The organism is Pseudomonas sp. GW823-FHT01D03 (assembly GCF_058798255.1).
On the sequence record NZ_JBXAKK010000001.1, the window covers coordinates 1,661,221 to 1,683,965 of the forward strand.

The window sequence follows — 22,745 nt, forward strand, 5'->3', positions numbered from 1 at the left end:
AATGACCGTCAGGCTAGAAGCGATTGACCTTCTTTAAAAATGAATAATAGTGAGCAACTTGTTCTGTTATGGAGAATGGTGGTGGAGTTCAGCCAATTGCGGATCTTCCAGGCGGTGGCCGAGGAGGGTTCGATCACCCGCGCCGCCGAGCGTTTGCACCGGGTGCCGTCCAATCTGTCGACTCGGCTCAAACAGCTGGAGGAGCAACTGGGCGTCGAACTTTTCGTTCGTGAGCGTCAGCGTTTGCAGTTGTCGCCTGCGGGAAAAGTCCTGCTGGACTACACCGGCAAGCTGTTCGCCCTGCGCGATCAGGCCAGTGCGGCGGTGATGGGCGGGCAACCGGCCGGGGATTTTGTCCTTGGCACGCTGTACAGCACGGCGGCGATCCATTTGCCGGCGTTGCTGGCGCGCTATCACAAGCAATACCCGGCGGTGAATCTGCAAGTGCAGTCCGGACCCAGCGGTGAATTGCTCGAAGGCCTGGTCTCCGGGCGTCTCGATGCGGCGCTGGTGGACGGCCCGCCACAACTCGCCGGGATCGACGGCGTGCCCCTGTGCGACGAGCGTCTGGTGCTGATCAGCGAGGCCGACCACCCGCCGATCCGCAGCGCCAAGGACGTCGAGGGCAGGGCGGTGTTCACCTTCCGCCACGGTTGCGCCTACCGCGCGCGGCTGGAGGCGTGGTTCGTTCACTATCAGGCGGCGATGGGGCGGGCGATGGAAATCGAGTCCTATCAGGGCATGCTTGCCTGCGTGATTGCCGGCAGCGGTGTGGCATTGATGTCGGAGTCGATGCTCGCCAGTCTGCCGGGGCGCGAAAGCGTTGCAGTGCACCCGTTGGCCGAGCCGTTTGCCAGTGCGACAACGTGGCTCATGTGGCGCAAGGGCATGGTCGGGGCCAACCTCAATGCCTGGATTGAACAGCAGCAAGCGCTCTATCCCGTGGCCGCGAATGAATCCCGGCAAACGGCGTGAACCAACCAATCGTAATTCTGTTCAATTCAGTAACAGATCATTGCTGATTTGGCCGAGCATTGCGTAGGACTTCGGACTATTATCAGTGCGAAGCGGCCTCAGAATTCCGGCCGCTCAGCACTACCCTGAAGGGGGCATGACGATGAAAGAGAAAATTCAGAACTGGCTGCACGATTTGGGTGTTGCCCTCGGCTTGATCGAACCGCCTCTGCAACCCGTACCGATCCGCACCGATGACGAACAGCGCCGGCGTCAACAACGTCGCCGGTAAGCACGACTCACAAGTGAGTGACGCTTGTTGTGGCGAGGGAGCTTGCTCCCGCCCGGCTGCGCAGCAGTCGTAACGTCACTGAACAAGGTCGTCTGGCACAACCGGGCTGAATGGGGTTAGGGCTGCTTTGCAGCCCAGCGGGAGCAAGCTCCCTCGCCACAGGGTTTGAGCTCACCCTGACGGATGTATTAGGCAATCTCCCTCAATGCCGTCCAATCTCTAGCAAAAAACGACTCAGGTCATTCGCGGTCTTCGCGGTCTTGAGCATGTGATCCTCTTCGGCAGTAAACGCCGTCAGTCCGAATTCATCTTCCAGATGAAAGATCAGATCCTCGATATCCGCCTTCTCCAACCCGAGTTGCACCAGACTGGTGTCGTCGTTGAATTCGCGGGATTCCAGCAGGCGCCGAATGTATCGGTGCACCGCAGCACGCACGGCAGCTTTTCTCATGGCAGAGGTTTTCGTGGTTGTTTCGACTGATTACAGCAGGCCTCAAGCGTGCCCGCGCAGCCATTCGTCAATCATCGAACGCAGATGCCCGCCGGAAAAGCTGCCGAAATGCCCGCCATGCACGGTGCGGATCGGCAGCGCCTGCAAACGCCGCAGACTGGCCGCGTAATCCTGGAGATTGGAGTGGTAGGCGTCCTCGATCAATGGCCCGTCGTAAATGATGTCGCCGCTGAACAGGGTTTCGGTCGCCGCTTCATACAGGCTGATCCCGCCCGGCGAATGCCCCGGCGTGTGCAGCACCTGCAAGGTGCGATTGCCCAGATCCAGCACGTCGCCATCCTCGACAAACCCGGTGGCCGGCGCTGCCTTGACCCGGTATTCGGCGTAGCACAGCGGGCAGTCCGGGTGCGCCTCGAACATGTCGTCGCCGACGAAGGCCCGGCTCAAGTCATTCTCGCCATCGGGTGCTGCAAGAATGTCGGCCTCGGCGCGATGCACCAGGCGCTCGGCGAATTCGTGATGCCCGGCAATATGGTCGAAGTGGCAATGACTGGCGACAGCCACCAGCGGCCGCTCGGTGAGCCACGGCAACTGTTCGCGCAGGCTGACCAGCCCTGAACCGCTATCGAGCAACAAGTCTTTGTCGCGGCCCTGCACGTGCCACAAATTGCAGCGGTAGAACGGGCGGATGTACGGCTCGTGGATCAACCGGATGCCATCGCTCAAACTCAAAACTTCGAACCATTGATCGCGAGAAACAATCTTCATCAATCATTTTCTCCAGACGAAAAAAACGGGTGTGGCAACCGACGCCACACCCGTCGAAGAAAGCATCAAGTCGTTACATCAGAGCTTAGATCGCACTCGCCACCGTCGCCGGGCGAGGGGAGACCAGGCTGACCACCACAAAACTCACCAGACCCACAGCCAGGCTGTAGTAGATCGGCGTGTTGGCATCCAGACCGTCCTTGAACATGAACAGCAGCGCGGTGGCGAAACCCAGGCCCATGCTGGCGATGGCGCCGGCGGTGGTCGCGCGTTTCCAGAAGATCGCACCGATCAGCGGAATCAGCATGCCGCCGACCAGCAGGTTGTAGGCCAGGGTCAGGGCGCTGATCACGTCATTTACCACCAGCGCGATGCCGAGCACCACGACACCAGTCAGCAGGGTGAACAGGCGGTTGATTGCCAGGCTCGACTGTTTGCCGCCACGCAGTTTCGGCAGAAGGTCTTCGGTCAGCGTGGTGGCAGCAGCCAGCAGGCCGGCGCTGGCGGTGGACATCATCGCGGCCAGTGCTGCAGCGATCACCAGGCCACGGATGCCGTCCGGCAGCGACAGTTTGACGATGGCGGCGAAGGCGTTGTTGACGTTGTCCAGATCCGGGATCAGTACGTGAGCGGCCATGCCGATCAGCGCGCAGGCCAGACCGTAGAGGATGCAGTAGATACCGGCGATGCTGCCGGCGTACTGGGCGACTTTGGCGGTCTTGACGGTGAACACCCGTTGCCAGATGTCCTGACCGATCAGGATGCCGAAGAAGTAGATCATGAAGTAGGTGATGATCGTGTCCCAGCCGATGGTGGTGAAGTTGAACGCCGCTGCCGGCAGTTTCAGCACCAGTTCGTCCCAGCCGCCGACGCGGTACAGGCAGATCGGCAACAGGATGAACATCAGGCCCACGGTCTTGATGATGAACTGGACGATGTCGGTCAGGGTCAGCGACCACATGCCGCCGATCGCCGAGTAGATCACCACCACGCCACCGCCGAGCAGTACCGAGATCCAGAACGGCAGGCCGAACAGCACTTGCAGCACGGTGCCGATGGCGAGGATCGAGGTTACGCCGATCATCAGCGCGTAGGCCAGCATGATCGCCGCGCTCGCCGAGCGGGCCATCGGGTTATAGCGTTTTTCCAGCACCTGGGTAACGGTGTAGATCTTCAGTTTCAGCAGCGGTTTGGCGAGGAACAGGTTCAGCGCGACGATGCCGCAACCCAGCGCGGCGCACAGCCAGAAACCGGAGATGCCATGCACGTAGCCCAGGCGCACGGTGCCGACGGTGGACGCGCCACCCAGTACAGTCGCGGCCATGGTGCCCATGTACAGGCTTGGGCCGAGGTTACGACCAGCCACGAGAAAGTCCTCGTTGGTCTTGGCCTTGCGCATGCCGAAGTAGCCGAGCAAGAGCATGCCGGCGGCGTAGATGAGGACGACGAATAAATCCAAAGCCATGATGGCGTGTCTCCGATTGTCTTTTTTATGTGGAACGCTGAATCGAATGCCTCTCTGTGGCGAGGGAGCTTGCTCCCGCTGGGCTGCGAAGCGGCCCCAACAGCTTCATTGCGACTGCTGCGCAGTCGAGCGGGAGCAAGCTCCCTCGCCACAAGAACTCCAATCCTTCAAGTTTTCTGTGTGAATCAGGCGGCTTGGCGCAGTTCAGGTTTTTCTATGACTTGGCTGCGGGCATCCGTGGGCCCGAACACCTCCCGCGGTTCCGGGAACAGGCTCAGCAGCGTCAGGTACACCACCGACGCCAGGCCCAGGGTCACCGGCAGGCTGATGTCGATACCACCGGCCAACTCGCCCAGCGGGCCGACGAATTGCCCCGGCAGGTTGACGAAGCACAGGCCGACCGCCGCGCTCGGGATCCATGCGCCCAGACCACGCCAGTTCCAGCCGTGGTTGAACCAGTAGCGTCCGCCCTGTTCGCCGCGAGTGAACACTTGCAGGTCATCCGGGCAGTAGAAGCCGCGACGCACCAGCAGGCCGATGATCATGATCACCATCCACGGGGTGGTGCAGGTGATGATCAGCACGGCGAAGGTCGACACGCTCTGCACCAGATTCGCCGCAAAGCGCCCGATGAAGATGAAGGCAATCGACAGCACGCCGATCAGCAGCGTCGCCTTGACCCGCGACAGCACCCGTGGAAACACGCTGGACATATCCAGCCCGGTGCCATACAGCGAGGTGGTGCCGGTGGACATGCCGCCGATCACTGCGATCAGGCACACCGGCAGGAAGAACCAGCTCGGCGATACCGCCAGCAGGCCGCCCACATAGTTGTTCGCCGCGATGTAGTCGGGTGCCTTGATCGCGACGATGGTCGCGGTGCTCAGGCCGAACAGGAACGGAATGAACGTGGCGATCTGCGACAGCACCACGGCGGCCATGATTCGCTGTTTGGAGGTTTCACGCGGAATGTAGCGCGACCAGTCGCCGAGGAACGCCCCGAAGGAAATCGGGTTGCTCATCGCGACCAGCGCCGCGCCGATGAACGCCGCCCAGAAGCCCGGTTGACCGAGGTTCACCGTGCCGGCGTAGTTGACGTCGAAAGGACCGGCGAAGGCGAAGATGCCCAGCAGGAATAACAGGCTGGCACTCCACACCGCGATCTTGTTCACCCACAGCAGAAAGCGGAAGCCGTAGATGCACACGGTCAGCACCAGAATCGCGAACAGGCCGTAGGCCAGGCCCAGGGTCAGGTCGGTTTCCGGCAGACCGATCAGGCGTTTCGCTCCACCGATCAACGCATCCCCCGAGCTCCACACCGAGAGCGAGAAAAACGCGATGGCGGTCAACAGCGACAGGAACGAACCGACGATCCGCCCGTGCACGCCGAAGTGCGCTCCGGAGGACACGGCATTGTTGGTGCCGTTGAGCGGGCCGAACAGGCCCATCGGTGCGAGGATCAGCGAGCCGAGCAGCACGCCCAGCACAATCGCCCAGACACCGGCCTGAAACGACAGACCGAAAAGCACCGGGAAACTGCCAAGCACGGCGGTGGCAAAGGTGTTCGAACCGCCGAAGATCATCCGGAACAAATCCGTCGGGCCTGCGGTGCGTTCGTGGTCCGGGATCTGTTCGACCCCGTGGGTTTCAATTTGCGTAAGGCTTTGGTCGTTGTTGTTGTTATTCATGATCTGCTCCGATCATAAAGGCGCGTCTCATCGTGTGTGAGGCGTCACCTGTTTGGCTAAGGGGATGGCAGCCCTTCCGGCATTGCGGACAAATGTTCGTGGCAGGCCAGCCAATGGCCTTGTTGTTCTAGGCTCGACGCTTGTTTCCTGAAAACAATCGTCTCGCGCTCCTGGCTGAAATGTTGCTCCCCTTGCATGCGCAGCTCGGTGGCCACGTCATGGATAAACACCGCCACGTCACCTTGCAGGCTGACGAAGGCGTTGCTCGAAGTGCACGACAGCACTTCAAAGCCATCCTCGGCGCGCCAGCTGTCCCACAAGGCCTGATAGGCATCGCGCGACAGCAGCGGCTGTTCGAGGGTGTAAAACACGAAGCTTGCGTCGGCGCTGAACGCGCCGAAGTAAGCTTGGCGATCGTTACGAGCGAAGGCGGACACCAGATCGGCAGCCGCTTGCAACACCTGATCACGTTCGTTCATGGCCGAACCCTCAGCGGTGGACCACGCCAGGCAGTACGCAGAGCATTTCGTACAGCAGGTTGGCGGCCAGCAGCGAGGTGTTGCCGGTGGTGTCATAAGCGGGCGAGACTTCTACCAGATCGCAGCCGATCAGGTCGAGGCCCTGGCAGCCGCGTACGATTTCAATCGCCTGAATGGTCGTCAGACCACCGATTTCCGGGGTGCCGGTACCTGGCGCCCAGGCCGGGTCGATACCGTCGATGTCGAAGCTCAGGTACACCGGGCCGCCGCCGACTTTCTCGCGCACTTCGGCCATCAGCGGTGCCAGCGACTTGTGCCAGCACTCTTCGGCCTGCACCACGCGGAAACCCTGATCGCGGCTCCAGTTGAAGTCGTCAGCGGTGTAACCCTGCGCGCGCAGACCAATCTGCACCACGCGGTCGCAGTCCAGCAGACCTTCTTCGACGGCGCGACGGAAGGTCGTGCCGTGGGCGATCTTCTCGCCGAACATGTGATCGTTGACGTCAGCGTGCGCATCGATGTGCACCAATCCGACCTTGCCGTGCTTCTTGTGAATCGCCCGCAGGATCGGCAGGGTGATGGTGTGGTCGCCACCCAGGGTCATCGGGATCACGTTGTGCTCGAGGATGTTGTCGTAGGCTTCTTCGATGATGCGCACGGCGTCGAGCAGATTGAAGGTGTTGATCGCCACGTCACCGATGTCGGCGACCGACAGCGAGTCGAACGGCGCGGCGCCGGTGGCCATGTTGTACGGGCGGATCATCACCGATTCGGTGCGGATGTCGCGCGGCCCGAAGCGGGTACCGGGGCGCAGCGAAGTACCGATGTCCAGTGGCACGCCAACGAAGGCAGCGTCCAGGCCGGCAGCGGTCGGTACATGGGGGAGTCGGAGCATGGTGGCGATGCCGCCGAAGCGCGGCATTTCGTTGCCGCCCAGTGGTTGGTGAAGAATCTTGTCCACGGGTAGGGCCTCATCGTCTTTGTTTTATTTATGTCGGCGCACCGTTGAACACAGGTTCGGACGCCGCTGTGGGGCCGATTCTGCGAAATGTAGTGAAGGGGAAGAATCGCTACGGGCAAAAACTTAGTTCAGATTTTTCTAAACTAATGGTCAGGCCCGGGATAGACTCTTTGGCCATGTATTGATGGCCCTGTGGCGAGGGAGCTTGCTCCCGCTGGGCGGCGAAGCCGACCCAAAACCCCACGACTCGGTACACCTGATTAACTGTATTTGCCGGGTTTGCGACTGCTTCGCAGCCGAGCGGGAGCAAGCTCCCTCGCCACAGGGGATGTGGTGTGGTGCAGCGTTCTACGCACCTGTGATCCTTGTTTGTGGAGTACCTGATGGCCAACGCTTTACCCGACCTGAAACTATTGCGCATCTTCGTCAGCGTGGTCCGGCATCAGGGCTTCGCCAATGCGCAGCAGGAGCTCAACCTGTCGACCTCGGCGATCAGCACCTACATGAGCCAGCTTGAAGCGGCGCTCGGTCTGGTGCTGTGCCATCGCGGGCGCGGCGGGTTCAGCCTGACCAGCAAGGGTGAGTTGTTCCATCAGGAAACCCTGCGCCTGCTGGCCGAGCTCGAAGGTTTCGAGCAATACGCCGCCGCGCTGAAGGGCGAACTGCGCGGCACGCTCAACCTCGGGGTGATCGACTCCACTGTCAGCGACAAGGCTTTGCCGTTCGCCGAAGCCATCGGTGCCTACAGTCAGGAACACCCGGCGGTGCATTTGCACCTGTCGGTGATGAGCCCTTACGAACTGCAACTCGGCGTGCAGGACAATCGCCTCGACTTGGCGATCGGCGCGTTCTCCACGCGCATGAGCGGTCTGGTGTACATGCCGCTGTACCGTGAGCAGCACTGGCTGTATTGCAGCAGCCGGCATCCGTTGTTCAACGAACGGCGGATTCCCGAGCAGGTCATCACCCAGCAACGCATGGTTGGCCGTGGTTACTGGAGTCAGGCCGAACTGGCGCGCCACGGTTTCAAACACAGCGCGGCGACCGTGGAAAGTATGGAGGCGCAACTGATTCTGGTGCTCTCCGGCGCCTACATCGGTTATCTGCCGGAGCACTACGCCCAGGCCTGGGCCGACAAGGGCGACCTGCGCGTGTTGCTGCCGGCGACCTTCGGCTATCAGGCGCCGTTCTCGATGATCATGCGCCGTGGCCGCAGTCGTGAGCCGCTGATTCAGACTTTTCGTGATCTGCTCAAAGCACAGCTCAATCAGGCATAAGAACCATGTCCAGACCCCAATGCCCGCGCTGCCTGCGCCCACAAACCCACTGCCTGTGCCCGCTGATCCCGAGCCTCGACAGCCGCACCCGAGTGCTGCTGTTGCAGCACCCGAGCGAGGTCAATCACGCGCTCAACACCGCGCGACTGGCGGCGTTGGGTTTGACCAATGCCGAGCTGATTGTCGGGGAAGTGTTCGAGGATCTGCCGACGCTGCTCAATCGGCCGGGGTATCAGGCGCGGTTGCTGTTTCCCGCTGACGATGCGCAGCCGCTGCAGGCTTACCGCGAATCCGCTGAACCGTGGTTGCTGGTGGTGCCGGACGGCACCTGGCGCAAGGCGCGCAAGATGCTCCACCTCAACCCGCTGCTGGCGGCGTTGCCACGGGTGACGCTGGCCGCGGGCGGGGTGTCGCGCTACCGCTTGCGCAAGGCCCCGGGGCCGGGGGCGTTGTCGACCATCGAGGCGATTGTACAAGCGCTGGAAACCCTTGAAGCGCCGACGACGTTTGCGCCGTTGCTCAAGCCGTTCGAAGCGTTGATCGAGGGGCAGATTGCGGCGATGGGAGAGGAAGTTTTTCAGCGTAATCATGGCGACAGATAGTTGTTGCCAGTAACGGCCTCTTCGCGAGCAAGCCCGCTCCCACAGGGGAATGCATTCCAAAAGTGGGAGCGGGCTTGCTCGCGAAAGCGCCGGATCAATCAGCGCAAATCCCAACAATGCCTACCGCTCACGCATCGCCTCGGTCCGGGCTTTGAGCACCGGTTTGAGCAAGTAATCCAGCACACTTTTCTCCCCGGTAATAATGTCCACTGTCGCCACCATCCCCGGGATGATCAGCAGTGGTTTCGCATCCCCGCCCAAGTGGTTTTTATCGGTGCGCACCTGAATCAGGTAGAAGCTGTTGCCCTTGTCATCGGTGATGGTGTCGGCGCCGATCAGTTCCAGTTTCGCGCTCAGCCCGCCGTAGATTGTGTAGTCATAGGCACTGAACTTAACCATGGCTTTCTGGCCCGGATGCAGGAACGCGACGTCTTGCGGACGCACCTTGGCTTCGATCAGCAAGTTGTCTTCCAGCGGCACGATTTCCACCATGTCGCTGCCCGGCTGCACCACACCGCCGATGGTGTTGACCTTGAGTTGCTTGATCACCCCGTGCACCGGCGAAGTCACGGTGGTACGGCTGACGCGGTCGTCGATGGCGATGCTCGACGCGGTGATTTTCGACAGGTCGGTGCGTTTCTGATTGAGGTCCTTGGCGGCGTCGGAGCGGAAGGTCTGTTCCGATTCGTCGATCTTGCTCTTGATCTCGTTGATTGCCGATTCCGCCCGTGGGATGGCCAGGGTCGTTGCGTTCAGTGAACCGCGAATTTCCACCGCGCTACGTTTCAGTCGCAGAATCTCCACCGGCGACACCGCACCAGTGCCGACCAGCGGCGCCGACATGTTCATCTCTTGCTGCAGCAGCGCGAGGCTGGAACTGTACTGGCCTTGCTTGGAACGGAACTCCGCCAGCTCCTGAGTTTTCTGCCGCAGCTGTTCGGTGAGGGTGCGTTGTTCGCTGGCCAGACGCCGTTGGCGCTGGTCGTACAGCGCCCGCTCGTCTTCGGCGACCTGTGGCGCCTTGGCGATCACCTCGTCAGACAGCTTGAACGGGCGGCCCTCGGCTTCGGCGGAAAGGCGTTCGACTTGCGCGGTCAGGGCGTAACGGTCGGCTTCGCTCTCACCCTTGTTCGACAGGAAGCGTGTGTCATCCAGGCGCAGCAGCTTGTCGCCTTTGTTCACCATTTGCCCTTCGCGGACAAAAATCTCGGTGACGATCCCGCCCTCCAGGTTCTGGATCACCTGAACCTTGCTCGACGGAATCGCCTTGCCTTCGCCCATGGTCACTTCTTCAAGCACCGCGAACTTGGCCCAGACCAGCGCACTGACCAGCAGCGCCGCGGCCAGCCACACGGTGATCCGCGACCAGCGTGGCGAATCCTGCAATGAAGCGCCGGCGGTTTCCGGCATGAACTCGGCTTCGGCGCTTTTGCCGAAACTGTCGAAGTAGCCGCGCTCTTTCGAAGATGAAGCTGACATGCGGCGATACCCCTCAATCAAGAGAAACCAAGCCAATCCGACTTGTGGCGAGGGAGCTTGCTCCCGCTGGGTTGCGAAGCAGCCCCAAAGATCTTGTGGGCGCTGCGCACCCAAGCGGGAGCAAGCTCCCTCGCCACAGACACTAGGTGGCCACAGGTTTGTGTTGCATCGACTAAACCGCTGCCGAGCCGACGCGGCCCTTGCGCAGTGCATCGATGACCGCTTCTTTCGGGCCGTCGGCGACGACCCGGCCGTTGTCCAGTACCAGCAGCCGGTCCACCAGACTCAGCATCGAGGTGCGGTGGGTGACCAGCAGCAGAGTTTTGCCTTGCACCCAGCCGTGGAGCTTCTGGCGCAGCAGGTCTTCGCTGCTGTTGTCCATGGCGCTGGTGGGTTCATCGAGCAGCATGATCGGTGGGTCGAGCAGCAACGCTCGGGCCAGTAACACCGCCTGACGCTGGCCGCCGGAGAGCAACTGCCCGCGCTCGCCCACCGGCCGGTCGAAGCCTTGCGGATGCTGGCGGGCCAGTTCGGTGACGCCGGTCAGTTCGGCGACTTCGAGCATGCGCGAATCGCTGATGTAGCGCGCGCCGAGGGTCAGGTTGTCGCGCAGGCTGCCGGCCAAAAGCGGCAGGTCGTGGGCGACATAACCGATCTGCTGGCGCAGGTCGGCGACATCCAGTTGCCGCAGATCGAGGCCATCGAGCAGCAACTGGCCTTCCTCGGGTTCATAGAAGCCCATCACCAATCGCGCCAGGGTACTTTTACCCGAGCCGCTGCGACCGATGATGCCGATCCTTTCGCCGGGTTTCATGCTGAAGCTGATGTTGCTCAGCGCCGGCGCATTCTGGCCGTTGTAGTGAAAGGTCACGCCGCTGACGTCCAGCGCGCCTTGCAGTTGTGTGCGTTCCAGTGGCCGCTGCTTGCCGTCGCGCTCCTGTGGCAGGCCCATCAGCGCGTCGGTGCTTTTCATGGTCAGTTGCGCTTGCTGGTAGCGCGTGATCAGCCCGGCGATCTGCCCCAGCGGCGCGAGCACCCGGCTGCCGAGCATGTAGGTCGCCACCAGCGCACCGACACTGAGGTTGCCGGCGATGATGCTGTAGACCCCGGCGACAATCGTCGCCATCCCCGAGAACTGCTGGATGAACAGTGTGCCGTTGGTCGCCAGCGCCGAAAGGTTGCGCGCATGGCTGTCGAGGCGGGTGAGGGCGCCGTGGGTGCTTTCCCATTTGTGCTGGCGCTCGCTTTCGGCGTTGCAGGCCTTGAGGGTTTCCAGCCCACCGAGGGTTTCGATCAGCAGCGCCTGCCGTTCGGCACCGAGGCTCAGACTTTTCTGCACGGTGTCACGCAGGCGCACCTGAATTGCCAGGGCAAAAATGATCGTGAGCGGAAACGCCAGCAACGGAATCACCACCAGCCAGCCGCCGAGCAGGCCGATCACCACCAGCATCAACGCCACAAAGGGCAAGTCGATCAGGCTGGTCAGGGTCACCGCAGTAAGGAATTCGCGCAGGCCCTGAAAGTCATGAATGCTTTGGGCGAAGCCACCGATGGTCGCTGGCCGCGCCTTCATCGCCATGCCGGTGATGCGCTCGAATAAAGTCGCAGAAAGGATCACATCGGTTTTCTTGCCGGCGGTGTCCAGCAGGTGCGCGCGCACCACCCGCAGCACCAGTTCGAAACCGGTGCCGATCAGCAGGCCGATCGCCAACACCCACAGGGTCGACGTGGCCTGATTCGGCACCACGCGGTCGTAGGTCTGCATGACGAACAGCGGCACCATCAGGCCTAAAAGGTTGATCAGGAAACTGGCGAGGATCGCGTCGCTGTACAGCCATTTCGACAGCTTGAGGGTGTCGCGAAACCAGGCGTGGACCCGCGGCACCAGCGGTGAGCGCAAGTCTTCGAGTTCGTGGCGCGGACGGGCGAACAAGGCCTGGCCGCTGTAGTGTTCGGCGAGTTCTTCGCGCTCGACCCATTGCTCGCCGCCATCGGCTTCGCTGGGCAGGATCAGCGCCTTGCCGTCGTCGGCGAAACGCCGCAGCACGGCGGTGCGCCCATCCTTGAGCAGCAGCAGAATCGGCAGATTCAGTGCAGAAATATCCTTCAGTTCGCGGCGCAACAGGCGCGCCTGCAAACCGGCCCGGGCCGCTGCACGGGGCAGCAGGTCCAGGCTCAGGCGTTGCTTGTTCAAGGGCAGCCCGGCACTCAGGCTGGCGCGACTGACGATCGCGCCGTGGAGTTTGCAGAGGATCAACAGACCGTCGAGCAACGGGTCATCGAAGCTCAGCCGCGGATCGATCCCGGTGTGTCCGCCTTCGGCCATGCTGGTCATATTGATCGCCCCTGTAATGACTGGTCCAACCTGTGGCGAGGGGATTTATCCCCGATGGCTGCGCAGCAGCCCCATGGATCTCATCGCTGCTCAAATCTTTGGGGTCGCTACGCAACCCAGCGGGAGCAAGCTCCCTCGCCACAATGGATCGTGGGACTTACTTCAGCTCAGGCAGGCGCGCTTCATTTTTCACCTCGGTCGCGGCGATCGCATCTGCTGGCAGCACCACCCGTTGCTTGCTCAGCAACTGGCCCATGTTCGCCAGCACGCGGTACATCGAGTATTCCTCGGTGTAACGGATTTCGGTGTAGCGGCGGTTGGCGTTGTAGAGCTCGTTTTCACTGTCGAGCAAGTCGAGCAGGGTGCGTTGGCCGAGACCGAACTGATCCTGATAAGCCGCGCGCACACGCTTGGTGGTCTCGGCGTATTCACGGGCGGTCGGGGTCTGTTTCTTCGCGTTTTCCATGGCGTTCCACGCCAGACGGATGTTCTCGTTGAGCTGGCGAAGGGCGTTGTTGCGGATGTCCATCGCCTGATTGATGTCGTGGGCATTGGCGGCCAATCGGGCCTTGTCGCTGCCGCCACGGAACAGGTTGTAGTTCATCACCACACCCACGCGCCATTCGTTGTCGTGGCCTTCATCGCCTTGCACGTTGTTATTCGCGCCGACGGCGGCTTCGGCATCGAAGCGCGGGTAGAACGGCGATTTGGCGACTTCGTACTGGCTCTCGGCCGATTGCACGTCAGCCTGGGCGGACTTCAGATACGGGTTGTTGTCGACCATGCTCTGCTGGGCTTCACGCAATTGGGTCGGCAGTTCGCCACGGGTCGAGGCTGGCGTTTCCAGCTCATCGGGCATGCGTCCGACCACGCTGTAGAAGTTCGATTCGGCGTCGGCCAGATCGACTTCAGCGGTGTCGAGGTTGTTCTGCGCCAGCGCCTTACGGGCCACCGACTGATCGGAGTCGGCGGTACTGCCAATGCCGCGCTCGGTGCGCAGGCCAATCTGATCATTCACCCGCAAGTGCGCTTGCAGGTTGTTCCTGGCCAGCGTCACCAGTTCACGGCGCTTGAGCACTTCGAGGTAGACCTCGATGGTGCGCAGGGCCAGATCCTGAGCGGTGCCTTGTGCGTAATAGGCCCGCGAATTGGACACGCCCTTGGTGCGTTCGACTTCGTTGGCGGTGTTGAAACCGTCGAACAGCATCTGCCGCAGACGCAGCTCGGACTGTGTGTAGTTGAGAATTTCGGTGTGGTGATTACCGAAGGCCCGGGTGTTGGTGTTGTCGCTGTAACCACGGCCATACGCGGCGTTCAAATCGACGGACGGATAGAAGCCACCTTTGGCGACTTTCACCTGTTCATCGGCCGACAGTCTGGCGTCCACGCGCGAGGCGAGTTCCGGGTGAGTGGCGATCGTGCTTTGGATCGCCTCGGTCAGGTTCATGGCCTGGGCTTGGGAAGTGCAAGCCATGGCCAGCAAAACCGCGCTGCAGAGGGGGGTTAGTACGCGCATGGGGTGCATCTCCCTGGTCCTGATGGTGCGTTACTGTCGCCAAATATTTGACGATAATTTGAGGTGTAAGCGTTTCACTCTTGTAACAACAGAGCTAAGAACATCCTGAAGCGTAGCTAAGAAAAAATTTTCATAAGGCTTATGCCGAAAAAAACTTATGCGGTTCTCGAAAACCGGCACATTGTTCACGGCGAAAGCCTTTGTTTCATGCGCTTTAGGGAGCACAAAAAGGCTTGAGGAAAGTTCCATTCACTTTGCGACATACGGCGAAGTACTGCTGAAGGGGAGGGACGCGTAGCGGCAGATGAGCGACAGATTTTTGTCACTCGGGTGATTCACCACCGTTACGTAGCGTTAGTGGGGCTGCTGCAACGATCAGGATCGCGAAGTGCCTGAAAGCACTGAAGTTTCCTTGTTTGCGCACCCTGCGAAACGAACTGTCGAAGTGCGAGCGTCACTTCGGCAACCCGATTGAGCCATGGGCTGCTTCGCGAACCAGTGCCGACGGTGGTCGGCAGCGGAGGAATTTCACATGGCAACGCTCATCGGGACCGTCACTAAAGTCATTGGTCAGGTTTTTGCGCAGGGCACCGACGGCACTCGCCGCGCGCTGGTCGAGGGTGACCGCCTGTATGCCGGCGATCAATTGATCACCGGGGCAGAAGGCGCCGTCGCCGTTCATCTGCAAAATGGCCGCGACTTGACCTTGGGCCGCGACAGCAGCATGACCCTGTCCGGGCAACTGCTGGCCAATCAGGCGGTGCATGTCGATTCCCCTGAAGCGCTGACTCCCAGCCAGGCACAGCTGACTGATGTCGAGCAGATCCAGAAAGCCATCGCTGCCGGCGAAGACCCGACCAAAGCGGCAGAAGCCACCGCCGCCGGCCCGAATGCACCGGGCGGCGCGCCAGGTGAACTGGGTGGCGGCCACAGTTTTGTCCTGCTGACGGAAGTCGGTGGGCGAGTGGATCCGGTGATCGGCTTCCCGACTGCCGGTTTCAACGGAATTCCCGAGTTTCCCGAAGAGCGGCGTAACGCAGTCATCGACAATGGTAATGACGACGCAGCGCCAATCGTTGTGCCACCTGCGCCGGTAAACAACCCGGTCACGCTCGCCGGTCTTGATGTGCAGGGTGGCGAACTGACGGTCAACGAAGCCAATCTGCCCGATGGTTCGGCCAACAACAATGGAGCGCTGACCCAGAGCGGCAGCTTCACCGTCAATGCACCAGACGGCTTGACCAGTCTGAGCATCGGCGGCATCAGCGTCATCGTGGGCGGCGTGCCGGTCGGTTTCCCGCAGTCGATCACCACGCAGTTGGGCAGCACCCTGACCATCACCGGTTATAACCCGGCCACCGGCACAGTGACCTACAGCTACACGCTCAACGGCAACGAAAGCCATTCGGCTGGTGACGGCTCGAATTCGCTCAGCGAGCAGTTCACTGTCGTTGCCAGCGACAGCAATGGCGACACCGCCACCGGTACCCTCGACGTCAATATCACCGATGACGTGCCGCGGGCAGTGGACGACAGCAACGGTATTGCTTCAGAGACATTCCTGACTCTCACTGGCAACGTCCTGACCAACGATGTCCAGGGCGCCGACCGCGTCCCCACCGGCCCCGTCACCGCCGGCACTTTCACCGGCACTTACGGCACCCTGGTACTGAATACCGACGGTACCTACACCTACACGCTGAACACCACCGACGCCGACTTCAAAAACCTGCACGGCGGTGGTGACGGTACGGAAACCTTCGCCTACACCATCACCGATTCGGACGGCGATACCAGCACTGCGAACCTGGTTCTGCAGATCCACAACAACGACGATCCGGTGGTGATTAACGGGCTGAATGTCGAGGGCGGCGAACTGACGGTTTCCGAAAAAAACCTCAGCACCGGCAGCGCCCCGGATGCCAACGCACTGACCCAAAGCGGCACGTTCACCATCACTGCGCAGGACGGCGTCACCACGCTCACTGTCGGCGGCATCGCCGTGGTCACCAACGGTGTGGCCGCAGGCTTCCCGCAATCGGTGACTACACCTTTGGGCAGCACGCTCACCATCACCGGTTTCAACGCCAGCACAGGTGTCGTCAGCTACAGCTACACCCTGGTCGACAACGAGGCCCATCCGACGGCCAACGGTGCGAACAACCTGCCTGAACAATTCGCCGTCACCGTGGTGGACGACAACGGCACGACTGCCAATGCAACGCTCGATGTGAACGTGATCGACGACCTGCCCAAAGCGGTCGATGACAGCAACACCGGCACCGCCTCGGAAACTCAGTTGACCCTGACCGGCAACGTCCTGACCAACGACGTCCAAGGCGCTGACCGCGTTCCGAGTGGCCCCGTCACCGCCGGCACCTTCACCGGCACCTACGGCACCCTGGTACTGAGCACCGATGGCACCTACACCTACACGCTGAACACCACCGACGCCGACTTCAAAAACCTGCACGGCGGCGGCAACGGCACCGAAACCTTCGCCTACACCATCACCGATTCGGACGGCGATACCAGCACTGCGAACCTGGTGCTGCAGATCCACAACAACGATGATCCAGTGATCATCAACGGTCTTGATGTGAACGGCGGCGAACTCACCGTTTACGAAAAAAACCTCAGCGACGGCAGCGCGCCAGATTCCACCGCACTGACCCAAAACGGCACCTTCACTATCACTGCGCTGGACGGTGTCACCACGCTGACCGTCGGTGGTATCGCGGTCGTCACCAACGGCGTCGCCGCCGGGTTCCCGCAATCGGTCACCACGCCGCTGGGCAGTACGCTGACCATCACCGGTTTCAACGCCACCACCGGAGTGGTGAGTTACAGCTACACCCTGGTCGACAACGAAGCTCACGCTAATGCCAACGGTGCGAACAACCTGCCTGAGCAATTCGCCGTCACCGTGGTGGACGACAACGGTACGACTGCCAATGCAACGCTTGATGTGAACGTGATCGACGACCTGCCAAAAGCGGTGAATGACAGCAACGCCAACACCGCGTCAGAAACCAATCTGACCCTGACCGGCAACGTCCTGACCAACGACGTCCAAGGCGCTGACCGCGTTCCGAGTGGCCCCGTCACCGCCGGTACCTTCACCGGCACTTACGGCACTCTGGTACTGAACACCGACGGCACCTACACCTACACGCTGAACACCACCGACGCCGACTTCAAAAACCTGCACGGCGGCGGCAACGGCACCGAAACCTTCGCCTATACGATTACCGACTCGGACGGCGATACCAGCACCGCCAACCTCGTCTTGCAGATCCACAACAACGACGACCCGGTGACCCTAAACGGCCTCGATGTGAATGGCGGCGAACTCACCGTCTACGAAAAAAACCTCAGCGACGGCACCAGTCCCAATGCACCGGCCCTGACCCAGAGCGGCAACTTCACGGTGACTGCCCTCGACGGTTTGCAAACCCTGACCGTGGGCGGCATCAACGTCGTCACCGGTGGTGTGGCCGCAGGCTTTCCGCAATCGATCGTCACGCCGTTGGGCAGCACGCTGACCATCACCGGCTATAACCCGGCGACCGGCGTGGTCAGCTACAGCTACACCCTGGTCGACAACGAAACCCATCCGAACGCCAACGGCGCCAACAGCATCACCGAGAACTTCAACGTAGTTGCTACGGACACTGACGGCAGCACCGCCAGCGGCCAGATCAACGTCAACATCGTCGATGATCTGCCCAGTGCCCACCCTGACGCCGCCTCGGTGGCGGAGGGCGGCACTGTCAGTGGCAATGTCCTGAACAACGACATCGGTGGCGCCGATGGCCCGGCCGTAACCGGTGCTGTAGTCGGCGTGCGCGCCGGTGCCGACACTTCGACCTCGGCCATTGGCGGCCTCAACAGCAACATCAACGGCACCTACGGCTACCTGACGCTGGATGCCAACGGCAATGCGGTCTACCACAGCAATCCCAATGCCGTGAGCGGCCCAGGCGCGGTGGATGTGTTCACCTACACCGTGCGCGATTCCGACGGTGATGAAAGCACCACCACCATCACCATCGATGTCGCCAACAGCAAGCTGTACGCGACCAGCGACACCGACGTCACCGTCTACGAAAAAGCCCTCGACCTGACCAGGGACGGCGCCGATCTGGCCCCCGGAACGGTCACCGGTAGCGATCCGGGCAATACCGGCGAAACCGCGTCCGGCACGCTGGTCGGTTCAGTCACCGGGGCGGTCGGCGCCATCAGCTATGCGCTGGTCGGCAGTGCCACCGGCAACTACGGGCAGATCGTGCTCAACCCCAACGGCACCTACACCTACACGCTGACCTCGCCGGCAACCACCACGCCGCATGCCGACGATGGTGCCAATGCCCTGACTGAAACCTTCACCTATCAGGCCACCGATTCGCTGGGCAACATCGTCACCAGCACTATCGTCGTCAGCATCGTCGATGACGTGCCGAAAGCCGTGAACGACAGCAACGCCACCAGCGCCTCGGAAACCCAGCTGACCCTGACCGGCAACGTGCTGACCAATGACGTGCAAGGCGCCGATGTGGTGGCGACCGGGCCGAATGCCGGGCCGATCACTGCCGGTACGTTCACCGGGACTTACGGCACGCTGGTGCTCAATGCCAACGGCACTTACACCTACACGCTTAACCCGGCTGACGCCGATTTCAAAGCGCTGCACGGCGGTGGAAACGGTACCGAAACATTCACCTACACCCTCACCGATGCCGATGGCGATACCAGCACCGCCAACCTGGTGCTGAACATCCACAACAACGACGATCCGGTGGTGCTCAACGGCCTCGACGTGAATGGCGGCGAACTCACCGTCTACGAAAAAAACCTCAGTGACGGCACCAGCCCCAACACCCCGTCGCTGACCCAGAGCGGTACCTTCACCGTCACGGCCCTGGATGGACTGCAAACCCTCACCGTCGGTGGCATTGCCGTAGTGACCAACGGGGTCGCCGCAGGCTTCCCGCAATCGGTGGTGTCGCCGCTGGGCAGCACGTTCACCGTCACCGGTTACAACCCCGCGACCGGCGTGGTCAGCTACAGCTACACGCTGGTGGACAACGAAAATCATCCGACCGCTAACGGCGCCAATAGCCTCACCGAAAACTTCAACGTGGTCGCGACGGACACCGACGGCAGCACCGCCAGCGGCCAGATCAACGTCAACATCATCGATGACCTGCCGACTGCCAACGCCGATACCGGTTCAGTGGCGGAGGGCGGTACGGTCAACTTGAGCGTGCTCGGCAACGACGTCACCGGTGCCGATGGCGCCGCGGCGGGCGGAGCAGTAGTTGGCGTGCGCGCCGGCAGCAACACCGCGACCTCGGCGATCGGCGGCCTCAACAGCAACATCAACGGCGCTTACGGCTACCTGACCCTGGATGCGGCGGGCAACGCCGTGTATCACAGCAATCCGAACTCCGTCAGCCCGCCGGGTGCCACCGACACCTTTACCTACACCGTGCGCGATTCCGATGGCGATGAAAGCACCACGACCATCACCATCAACGTCGCCGACAGCAAACTGATTGCATCGGTGGATCAGGACGTGACGGTCTATGAAAAAGCCCTCGACCTGACCAAGGATGGCCAGGATCTGGCCTCTGGCACGGTCACCGGCAGCGACCCGAGCAACACCGGTGAAACCGCCAGCGGCACACTGGTCGGCGCGGTCACCGGCGGCAGCGGGGCGATCACCTACACCCTGGTCGGCAGCGCCACCGGCACTTACGGGCAGATTCAGCTCAACGCCGACGGCACCTACACTTACACCCTGACCTCGGCGCCGAAAACCACGCCGAACGCCAACGACGGCGCCAACACCCTGAGCGAAAGCTTCACCTACAAAGCCACCGATGCGCTGGGCAACAGCACCACCAGCACCCTCGTGGTCAACATCGTTGATGACGTGCCAAAAGCCGTGGCGTCGGATCGCTCGGTGGCGGCGGTTGAAATCGATTCCAACCTGCTGATCGTCCTCGACATCTCCGGCAGTATGGCCGACGCCTCCGGTGTACCGGGGCTGTCACGGCTGGCGCTGGCCAAGCAGGCCATCAGTGCCTTGCTCGACAAGTACGATGATCTCGGCGATGTGAAGGTGCAGCTCGTCACCTTCAGCAGTAATGCCACTGACCGGACTTCGGTGTGGGTGGATGTCGCGACGGCCAAGTCCATACTCGCCGGCCTCACCGCCGGTGGCGGTACCAACTACGACGCCGCCGTGGCGGTGATGCAAACCGCGTTCAACACCTCGGGCAAACTCACCGGGGCGCAGAACGTCGGCTACTTCTTCTCCGATGGCAAACCCAACGAAGGCGACATCAACGCTGCCGACGAAGCCGCGCTGAAAAACTTCCTCGATGCCAACAACATCAAGAACTACGCCATCGGTCTGGGCAGCGGCGTGAGCAACGCCAACCTCGATCCGCTGGCCTATGACGGCATCAGCCACACCAACACCAATGCGGTGGTGGTCACCGATCTCAATCAGCTCAATTCGGTGCTGTCGGGCACTGTGGAAGGTGCGCCGGTCACCGGTTCGCTGCTGGGCGAGGGCGGTACCTTCGGCGCCGATGGCGGCTTCATCAAATCCATCGTGGTCGACGGCACCACCTACACCTATGACCCGCGCGCCAACAGCGGCCAGGGTTCGCTGACCGCATCCGGCGGCACCAACCACGGCACGTTCAATACGGTGAACAACACGCTGAGTATCGCCACCAACAACAGCGGCACCCTGGTGATCAACCTCGACACCGGCGACTACAACTACACCTCGCAAAAAACCACCACTACGGTGATCACCGAGAACATCGGCTTCACCCTCAGCGACAACGACGGCGACCTCGCCAGCTCGACGCTGACCGTGAAAGTGATCCCCAATTCGCCGCCAGTGGCGGTGGACGACCATGTCATCACCAACGTGCTGTCGGGCAATATCGTCGTGCCGGGCGAACTGTTGCTGGCCAATGACACCGATCCCGACGGCGATACGCTCAACGCCACGCCTACCAGTTTCAACACGGGCTGGATCTCGAAAGCGGCGGACTTCACCGGCAACGGTGCGATCAACTTCACCGGCACTAACGCCAACACCGCCGCCAACCAGAATCTGGCCAACGTGCGTAATTCGTTCAGTGCCAACGCCGCGACAATGACTGCCGTGCTGGTGGTCAGTGGCTATCTCGGTGCGGTGACCAACAGTAACGCCAACGATGAAGACCGCATTACCGTCAACCTGCGCCAGGGCGAAACCCTCAACCTCGATCACAACCTGGCGGCCGGTCACGTCACCATGGAGTACTCGATCAACGGTGGCGCCTACACAACCCTGGCGGACGGGCAAACCCTTACCGCATCGGCCGATGGCGTCTATCACATCCACATCACCAATATCACCGATCCCACCGGCGGCGGTAACCCCAACGCGGCGGAAAACTATCAGCTGACCATGACCCTCAACTACGCCGGGGCGCATGACATTACCCCGGACTTCAACGGCACCTACACCGCCAATGACAACCATGGCGGCAGCGACACCGCCAATGTGAGCATCAGCTATCAGGACGGCCACACCCTCACCGGCACCGCCGGGGATGACATTCTGGTGGCGGGCACCGGCAACAACATCCTCAACGCCGGCGACGGCAACGACGTACTGACTGCCGGTTCCGGCAACAACGAGATGCACGGCGGTGCGGGCAACGACTTGCTCTACAGCGGCCCGGGCAATGACCTGCTCGACGGCGGCACCGGCAGCGACACCGCCAGCTACGCCCACGCCACCGCTGCCGTCACCGTCAACCTCGGCCTGCTCGGTGCGCAAAACACCCTCGGGGCCGGCACCGACACCCTGACCGGGATCGAGAACCTCGTCGGCTCGAACTTCAACGACACCCTCACTGGCGACAACAATAACAACGTGATCAACGGCGGCCTGGGCAACGACATCCTCAACGGTGGCGGTGGTGATGACCTGCTGATCGGCGGCATGGGCAACAACACCCTCACCGGCGGGGCGGGCGCGGACACCTTCCAGTGGCTCAAGGGCAACAGCGGCCACGACCTGATCACCGACTTCACCCCAGGCACCGACAAGCTCGATCTGTCGCAACTGCTGCAAGGTGAAAACGGCACCACCGCCTCGCTCGACGACTACCTGCACTTCACCGTCACCGGCAGCGGCGCCTCGGTGCTCACTAGCATCGACGTCAGCGCCATGGCCGGCGCCACGCCGAACCAGACCATCGACCTGGCCGGCGTCAACCTCGCCAGCCACTACGGCGTGACCCCGGGGGCGGGTGGGGTGGTAGCCGGCGGGCACGACACGGCGACGATCATCAGCGGCATGCTCAATGATCATTCGCTGAAAGTGGACACGGTGTGATCAAGGCCTGAAAAGACAAAACCCGCCGCCCCGAGCAGCCGGGACGGCGGGTTTTGTCTGTC

Annotated in this window: 14 protein-coding genes; 5 read left to right on the forward strand and 9 right to left on the reverse strand. The window is 61.6% G+C overall.

The window, feature by feature from the left end; all coding sequences use genetic code 11:
• The first annotated feature begins 81 nt into the window (after positions 1 to 81).
• Positions 82 to 975, forward strand: coding sequence for a putrescine utilization regulator PtrR (ptrR, locus tag AC1RBR_RS07430; RefSeq protein WP_492563673.1), 894 nt, complete (start codon positions 82 to 84; stop codon positions 973 to 975).
• Positions 976 to 1,117: 142 nt separating this feature from the next.
• On the forward strand, positions 1,118 to 1,246 hold the full coding sequence (locus AC1RBR_RS07435) for a PA1414 family protein (protein ID WP_007914492.1): 129 nt from the start codon (positions 1,118 to 1,120) through the stop codon (positions 1,244 to 1,246).
• A 202-nt stretch (positions 1,247 to 1,448) separates the two neighbouring features.
• Here AC1RBR_RS07435 and AC1RBR_RS07440 read toward each other — a convergent pair whose 3' ends face one another.
• The 6 genes from AC1RBR_RS07440 to speB form a co-directional block, all read right to left on the reverse strand.
• On the reverse strand, positions 1,449 to 1,697 hold the full coding sequence (locus AC1RBR_RS07440; RefSeq protein ID WP_492563677.1) for an acyl carrier protein: 249 nt from the start codon (positions 1,695 to 1,697) through the stop codon (positions 1,449 to 1,451).
• A 42-nt stretch (positions 1,698 to 1,739) separates the two neighbouring features.
• The gene (locus AC1RBR_RS07445; protein ID WP_492563678.1) at positions 1,740 to 2,465 is read right to left on the reverse strand and encodes an MBL fold metallo-hydrolase; all 726 of its coding nucleotides are present in this window, start codon (positions 2,463 to 2,465) and stop codon (positions 1,740 to 1,742) included.
• A gap of 85 nt (positions 2,466 to 2,550) precedes the next feature.
• Positions 2,551 to 3,930 carry a sodium:solute symporter family protein gene (locus AC1RBR_RS07450; protein WP_456018944.1) on the reverse strand — a complete coding sequence of 460 codons (1,380 nt, stop codon included), beginning with the start codon at positions 3,928 to 3,930 and terminating at the stop codon, positions 2,551 to 2,553.
• Positions 3,931 to 4,115: 185 nt separating this feature from the next.
• On the reverse strand, positions 4,116 to 5,618 hold the full coding sequence (locus AC1RBR_RS07455; protein WP_492563679.1) for a purine-cytosine permease family protein: 1,503 nt from the start codon (positions 5,616 to 5,618) through the stop codon (positions 4,116 to 4,118).
• Between the two features lie 56 nt (positions 5,619 to 5,674).
• Positions 5,675 to 6,097 carry a YybH family protein gene (locus AC1RBR_RS07460; RefSeq protein ID WP_481396730.1) on the reverse strand — a complete coding sequence of 141 codons (423 nt, stop codon included), beginning with the start codon at positions 6,095 to 6,097 and terminating at the stop codon, positions 5,675 to 5,677.
• Positions 6,098 to 6,107: 10 nt separating this feature from the next.
• Complete coding sequence (gene speB / locus AC1RBR_RS07465) at positions 6,108 to 7,058, reverse strand: agmatinase (RefSeq protein ID WP_003222717.1); 951 nt, start codon at positions 7,056 to 7,058, stop codon at positions 6,108 to 6,110.
• A 383-nt stretch (positions 7,059 to 7,441) separates the two neighbouring features.
• On the opposite strand from speB, the gene AC1RBR_RS07470 reads away from it, so the two are divergent.
• Both AC1RBR_RS07470 and AC1RBR_RS07475 read left to right on the forward strand, forming a co-directional pair.
• A complete protein-coding gene (locus AC1RBR_RS07470; protein WP_007956593.1) occupies positions 7,442 to 8,335 on the forward strand; it encodes a LysR family transcriptional regulator in 894 nt (297 codons plus the stop codon).
• Between the two features lie 5 nt (positions 8,336 to 8,340).
• On the forward strand, positions 8,341 to 8,937 hold the full coding sequence (locus AC1RBR_RS07475) for a tRNA-uridine aminocarboxypropyltransferase (RefSeq protein WP_492563681.1): 597 nt from the start codon (positions 8,341 to 8,343) through the stop codon (positions 8,935 to 8,937).
• A gap of 120 nt (positions 8,938 to 9,057) precedes the next feature.
• Here the strand turns inward: AC1RBR_RS07475 and AC1RBR_RS07480 are convergent, their stop codons facing one another.
• The 3 genes from AC1RBR_RS07480 to AC1RBR_RS07490 all read right to left on the reverse strand — a co-directional run bounded on the left by AC1RBR_RS07480 (position 9,058) and on the right by AC1RBR_RS07490 (position 14,267).
• On the reverse strand, positions 9,058 to 10,416 hold the full coding sequence (locus tag AC1RBR_RS07480) for an HlyD family type I secretion periplasmic adaptor subunit (protein WP_095138604.1): 1,359 nt from the start codon (positions 10,414 to 10,416) through the stop codon (positions 9,058 to 9,060).
• Positions 10,417 to 10,588: 172 nt separating this feature from the next.
• Positions 10,589 to 12,751: a type I secretion system permease/ATPase gene (locus tag AC1RBR_RS07485; protein WP_492563683.1), complete on the reverse strand. Its 2,163-nt coding sequence runs from the start codon at positions 12,749 to 12,751 to the stop codon at positions 10,589 to 10,591.
• A gap of 157 nt (positions 12,752 to 12,908) precedes the next feature.
• A complete protein-coding gene (locus tag AC1RBR_RS07490) occupies positions 12,909 to 14,267 on the reverse strand; it encodes a TolC family outer membrane protein (RefSeq protein ID WP_095138606.1) in 1,359 nt (452 codons plus the stop codon).
• Positions 14,268 to 14,799: 532 nt separating this feature from the next.
• Between AC1RBR_RS07490 and AC1RBR_RS07495 the strand changes: the two genes are divergently transcribed.
• Complete coding sequence (locus AC1RBR_RS07495; protein ID WP_492563685.1) at positions 14,800 to 22,683, forward strand: retention module-containing protein; 7,884 nt, start codon at positions 14,800 to 14,802, stop codon at positions 22,681 to 22,683.
• Positions 22,684 to 22,745 lie beyond the last annotated feature (62 nt).

Bases quoted from the DNA above. Each gene is read 5' to 3' on its own strand.
- AC1RBR_RS07440 (WP_492563677.1), bottom strand. From the start codon at position 1,697: ATGAGAAAAGCTGCCGTGCGTGCTGCGGTGCACCGATACATTCGGCGC.
- AC1RBR_RS07455 (WP_492563679.1), bottom strand. From the start codon at position 5,618: ATGAATAACAACAACAACGACCAAAGCCTTACGCAAATTGAAACCCAC.
- AC1RBR_RS07450 (WP_456018944.1), bottom strand. From the start codon at position 3,930: ATGGCTTTGGATTTATTCGTCGTCCTCATCTACGCCGCCGGCATGCTC.
- AC1RBR_RS07470 (WP_007956593.1), top strand. From the start codon at position 7,442: ATGGCCAACGCTTTACCCGACCTGAAACTATTGCGCATCTTCGTCAGC.
- AC1RBR_RS07460 (WP_481396730.1), bottom strand. From the start codon at position 6,097: ATGAACGAACGTGATCAGGTGTTGCAAGCGGCTGCCGATCTGGTGTCC.
- AC1RBR_RS07490 (WP_095138606.1), bottom strand. From the start codon at position 14,267: ATGCGCGTACTAACCCCCCTCTGCAGCGCGGTTTTGCTGGCCATGGCT.
- AC1RBR_RS07485 (WP_492563683.1), bottom strand. From the start codon at position 12,751: ATGACCAGCATGGCCGAAGGCGGACACACCGGGATCGATCCGCGGCTG.
- AC1RBR_RS07495 (WP_492563685.1), top strand. From the start codon at position 14,800: ATGGCAACGCTCATCGGGACCGTCACTAAAGTCATTGGTCAGGTTTTT.
- AC1RBR_RS07475 (WP_492563681.1), top strand. From the start codon at position 8,341: ATGTCCAGACCCCAATGCCCGCGCTGCCTGCGCCCACAAACCCACTGC.
- AC1RBR_RS07480 (WP_095138604.1), bottom strand. From the start codon at position 10,416: ATGTCAGCTTCATCTTCGAAAGAGCGCGGCTACTTCGACAGTTTCGGC.
- AC1RBR_RS07445 (WP_492563678.1), bottom strand. From the start codon at position 2,465: ATGAAGATTGTTTCTCGCGATCAATGGTTCGAAGTTTTGAGTTTGAGC.
- AC1RBR_RS07435 (WP_007914492.1), top strand. From the start codon at position 1,118: ATGAAAGAGAAAATTCAGAACTGGCTGCACGATTTGGGTGTTGCCCTC.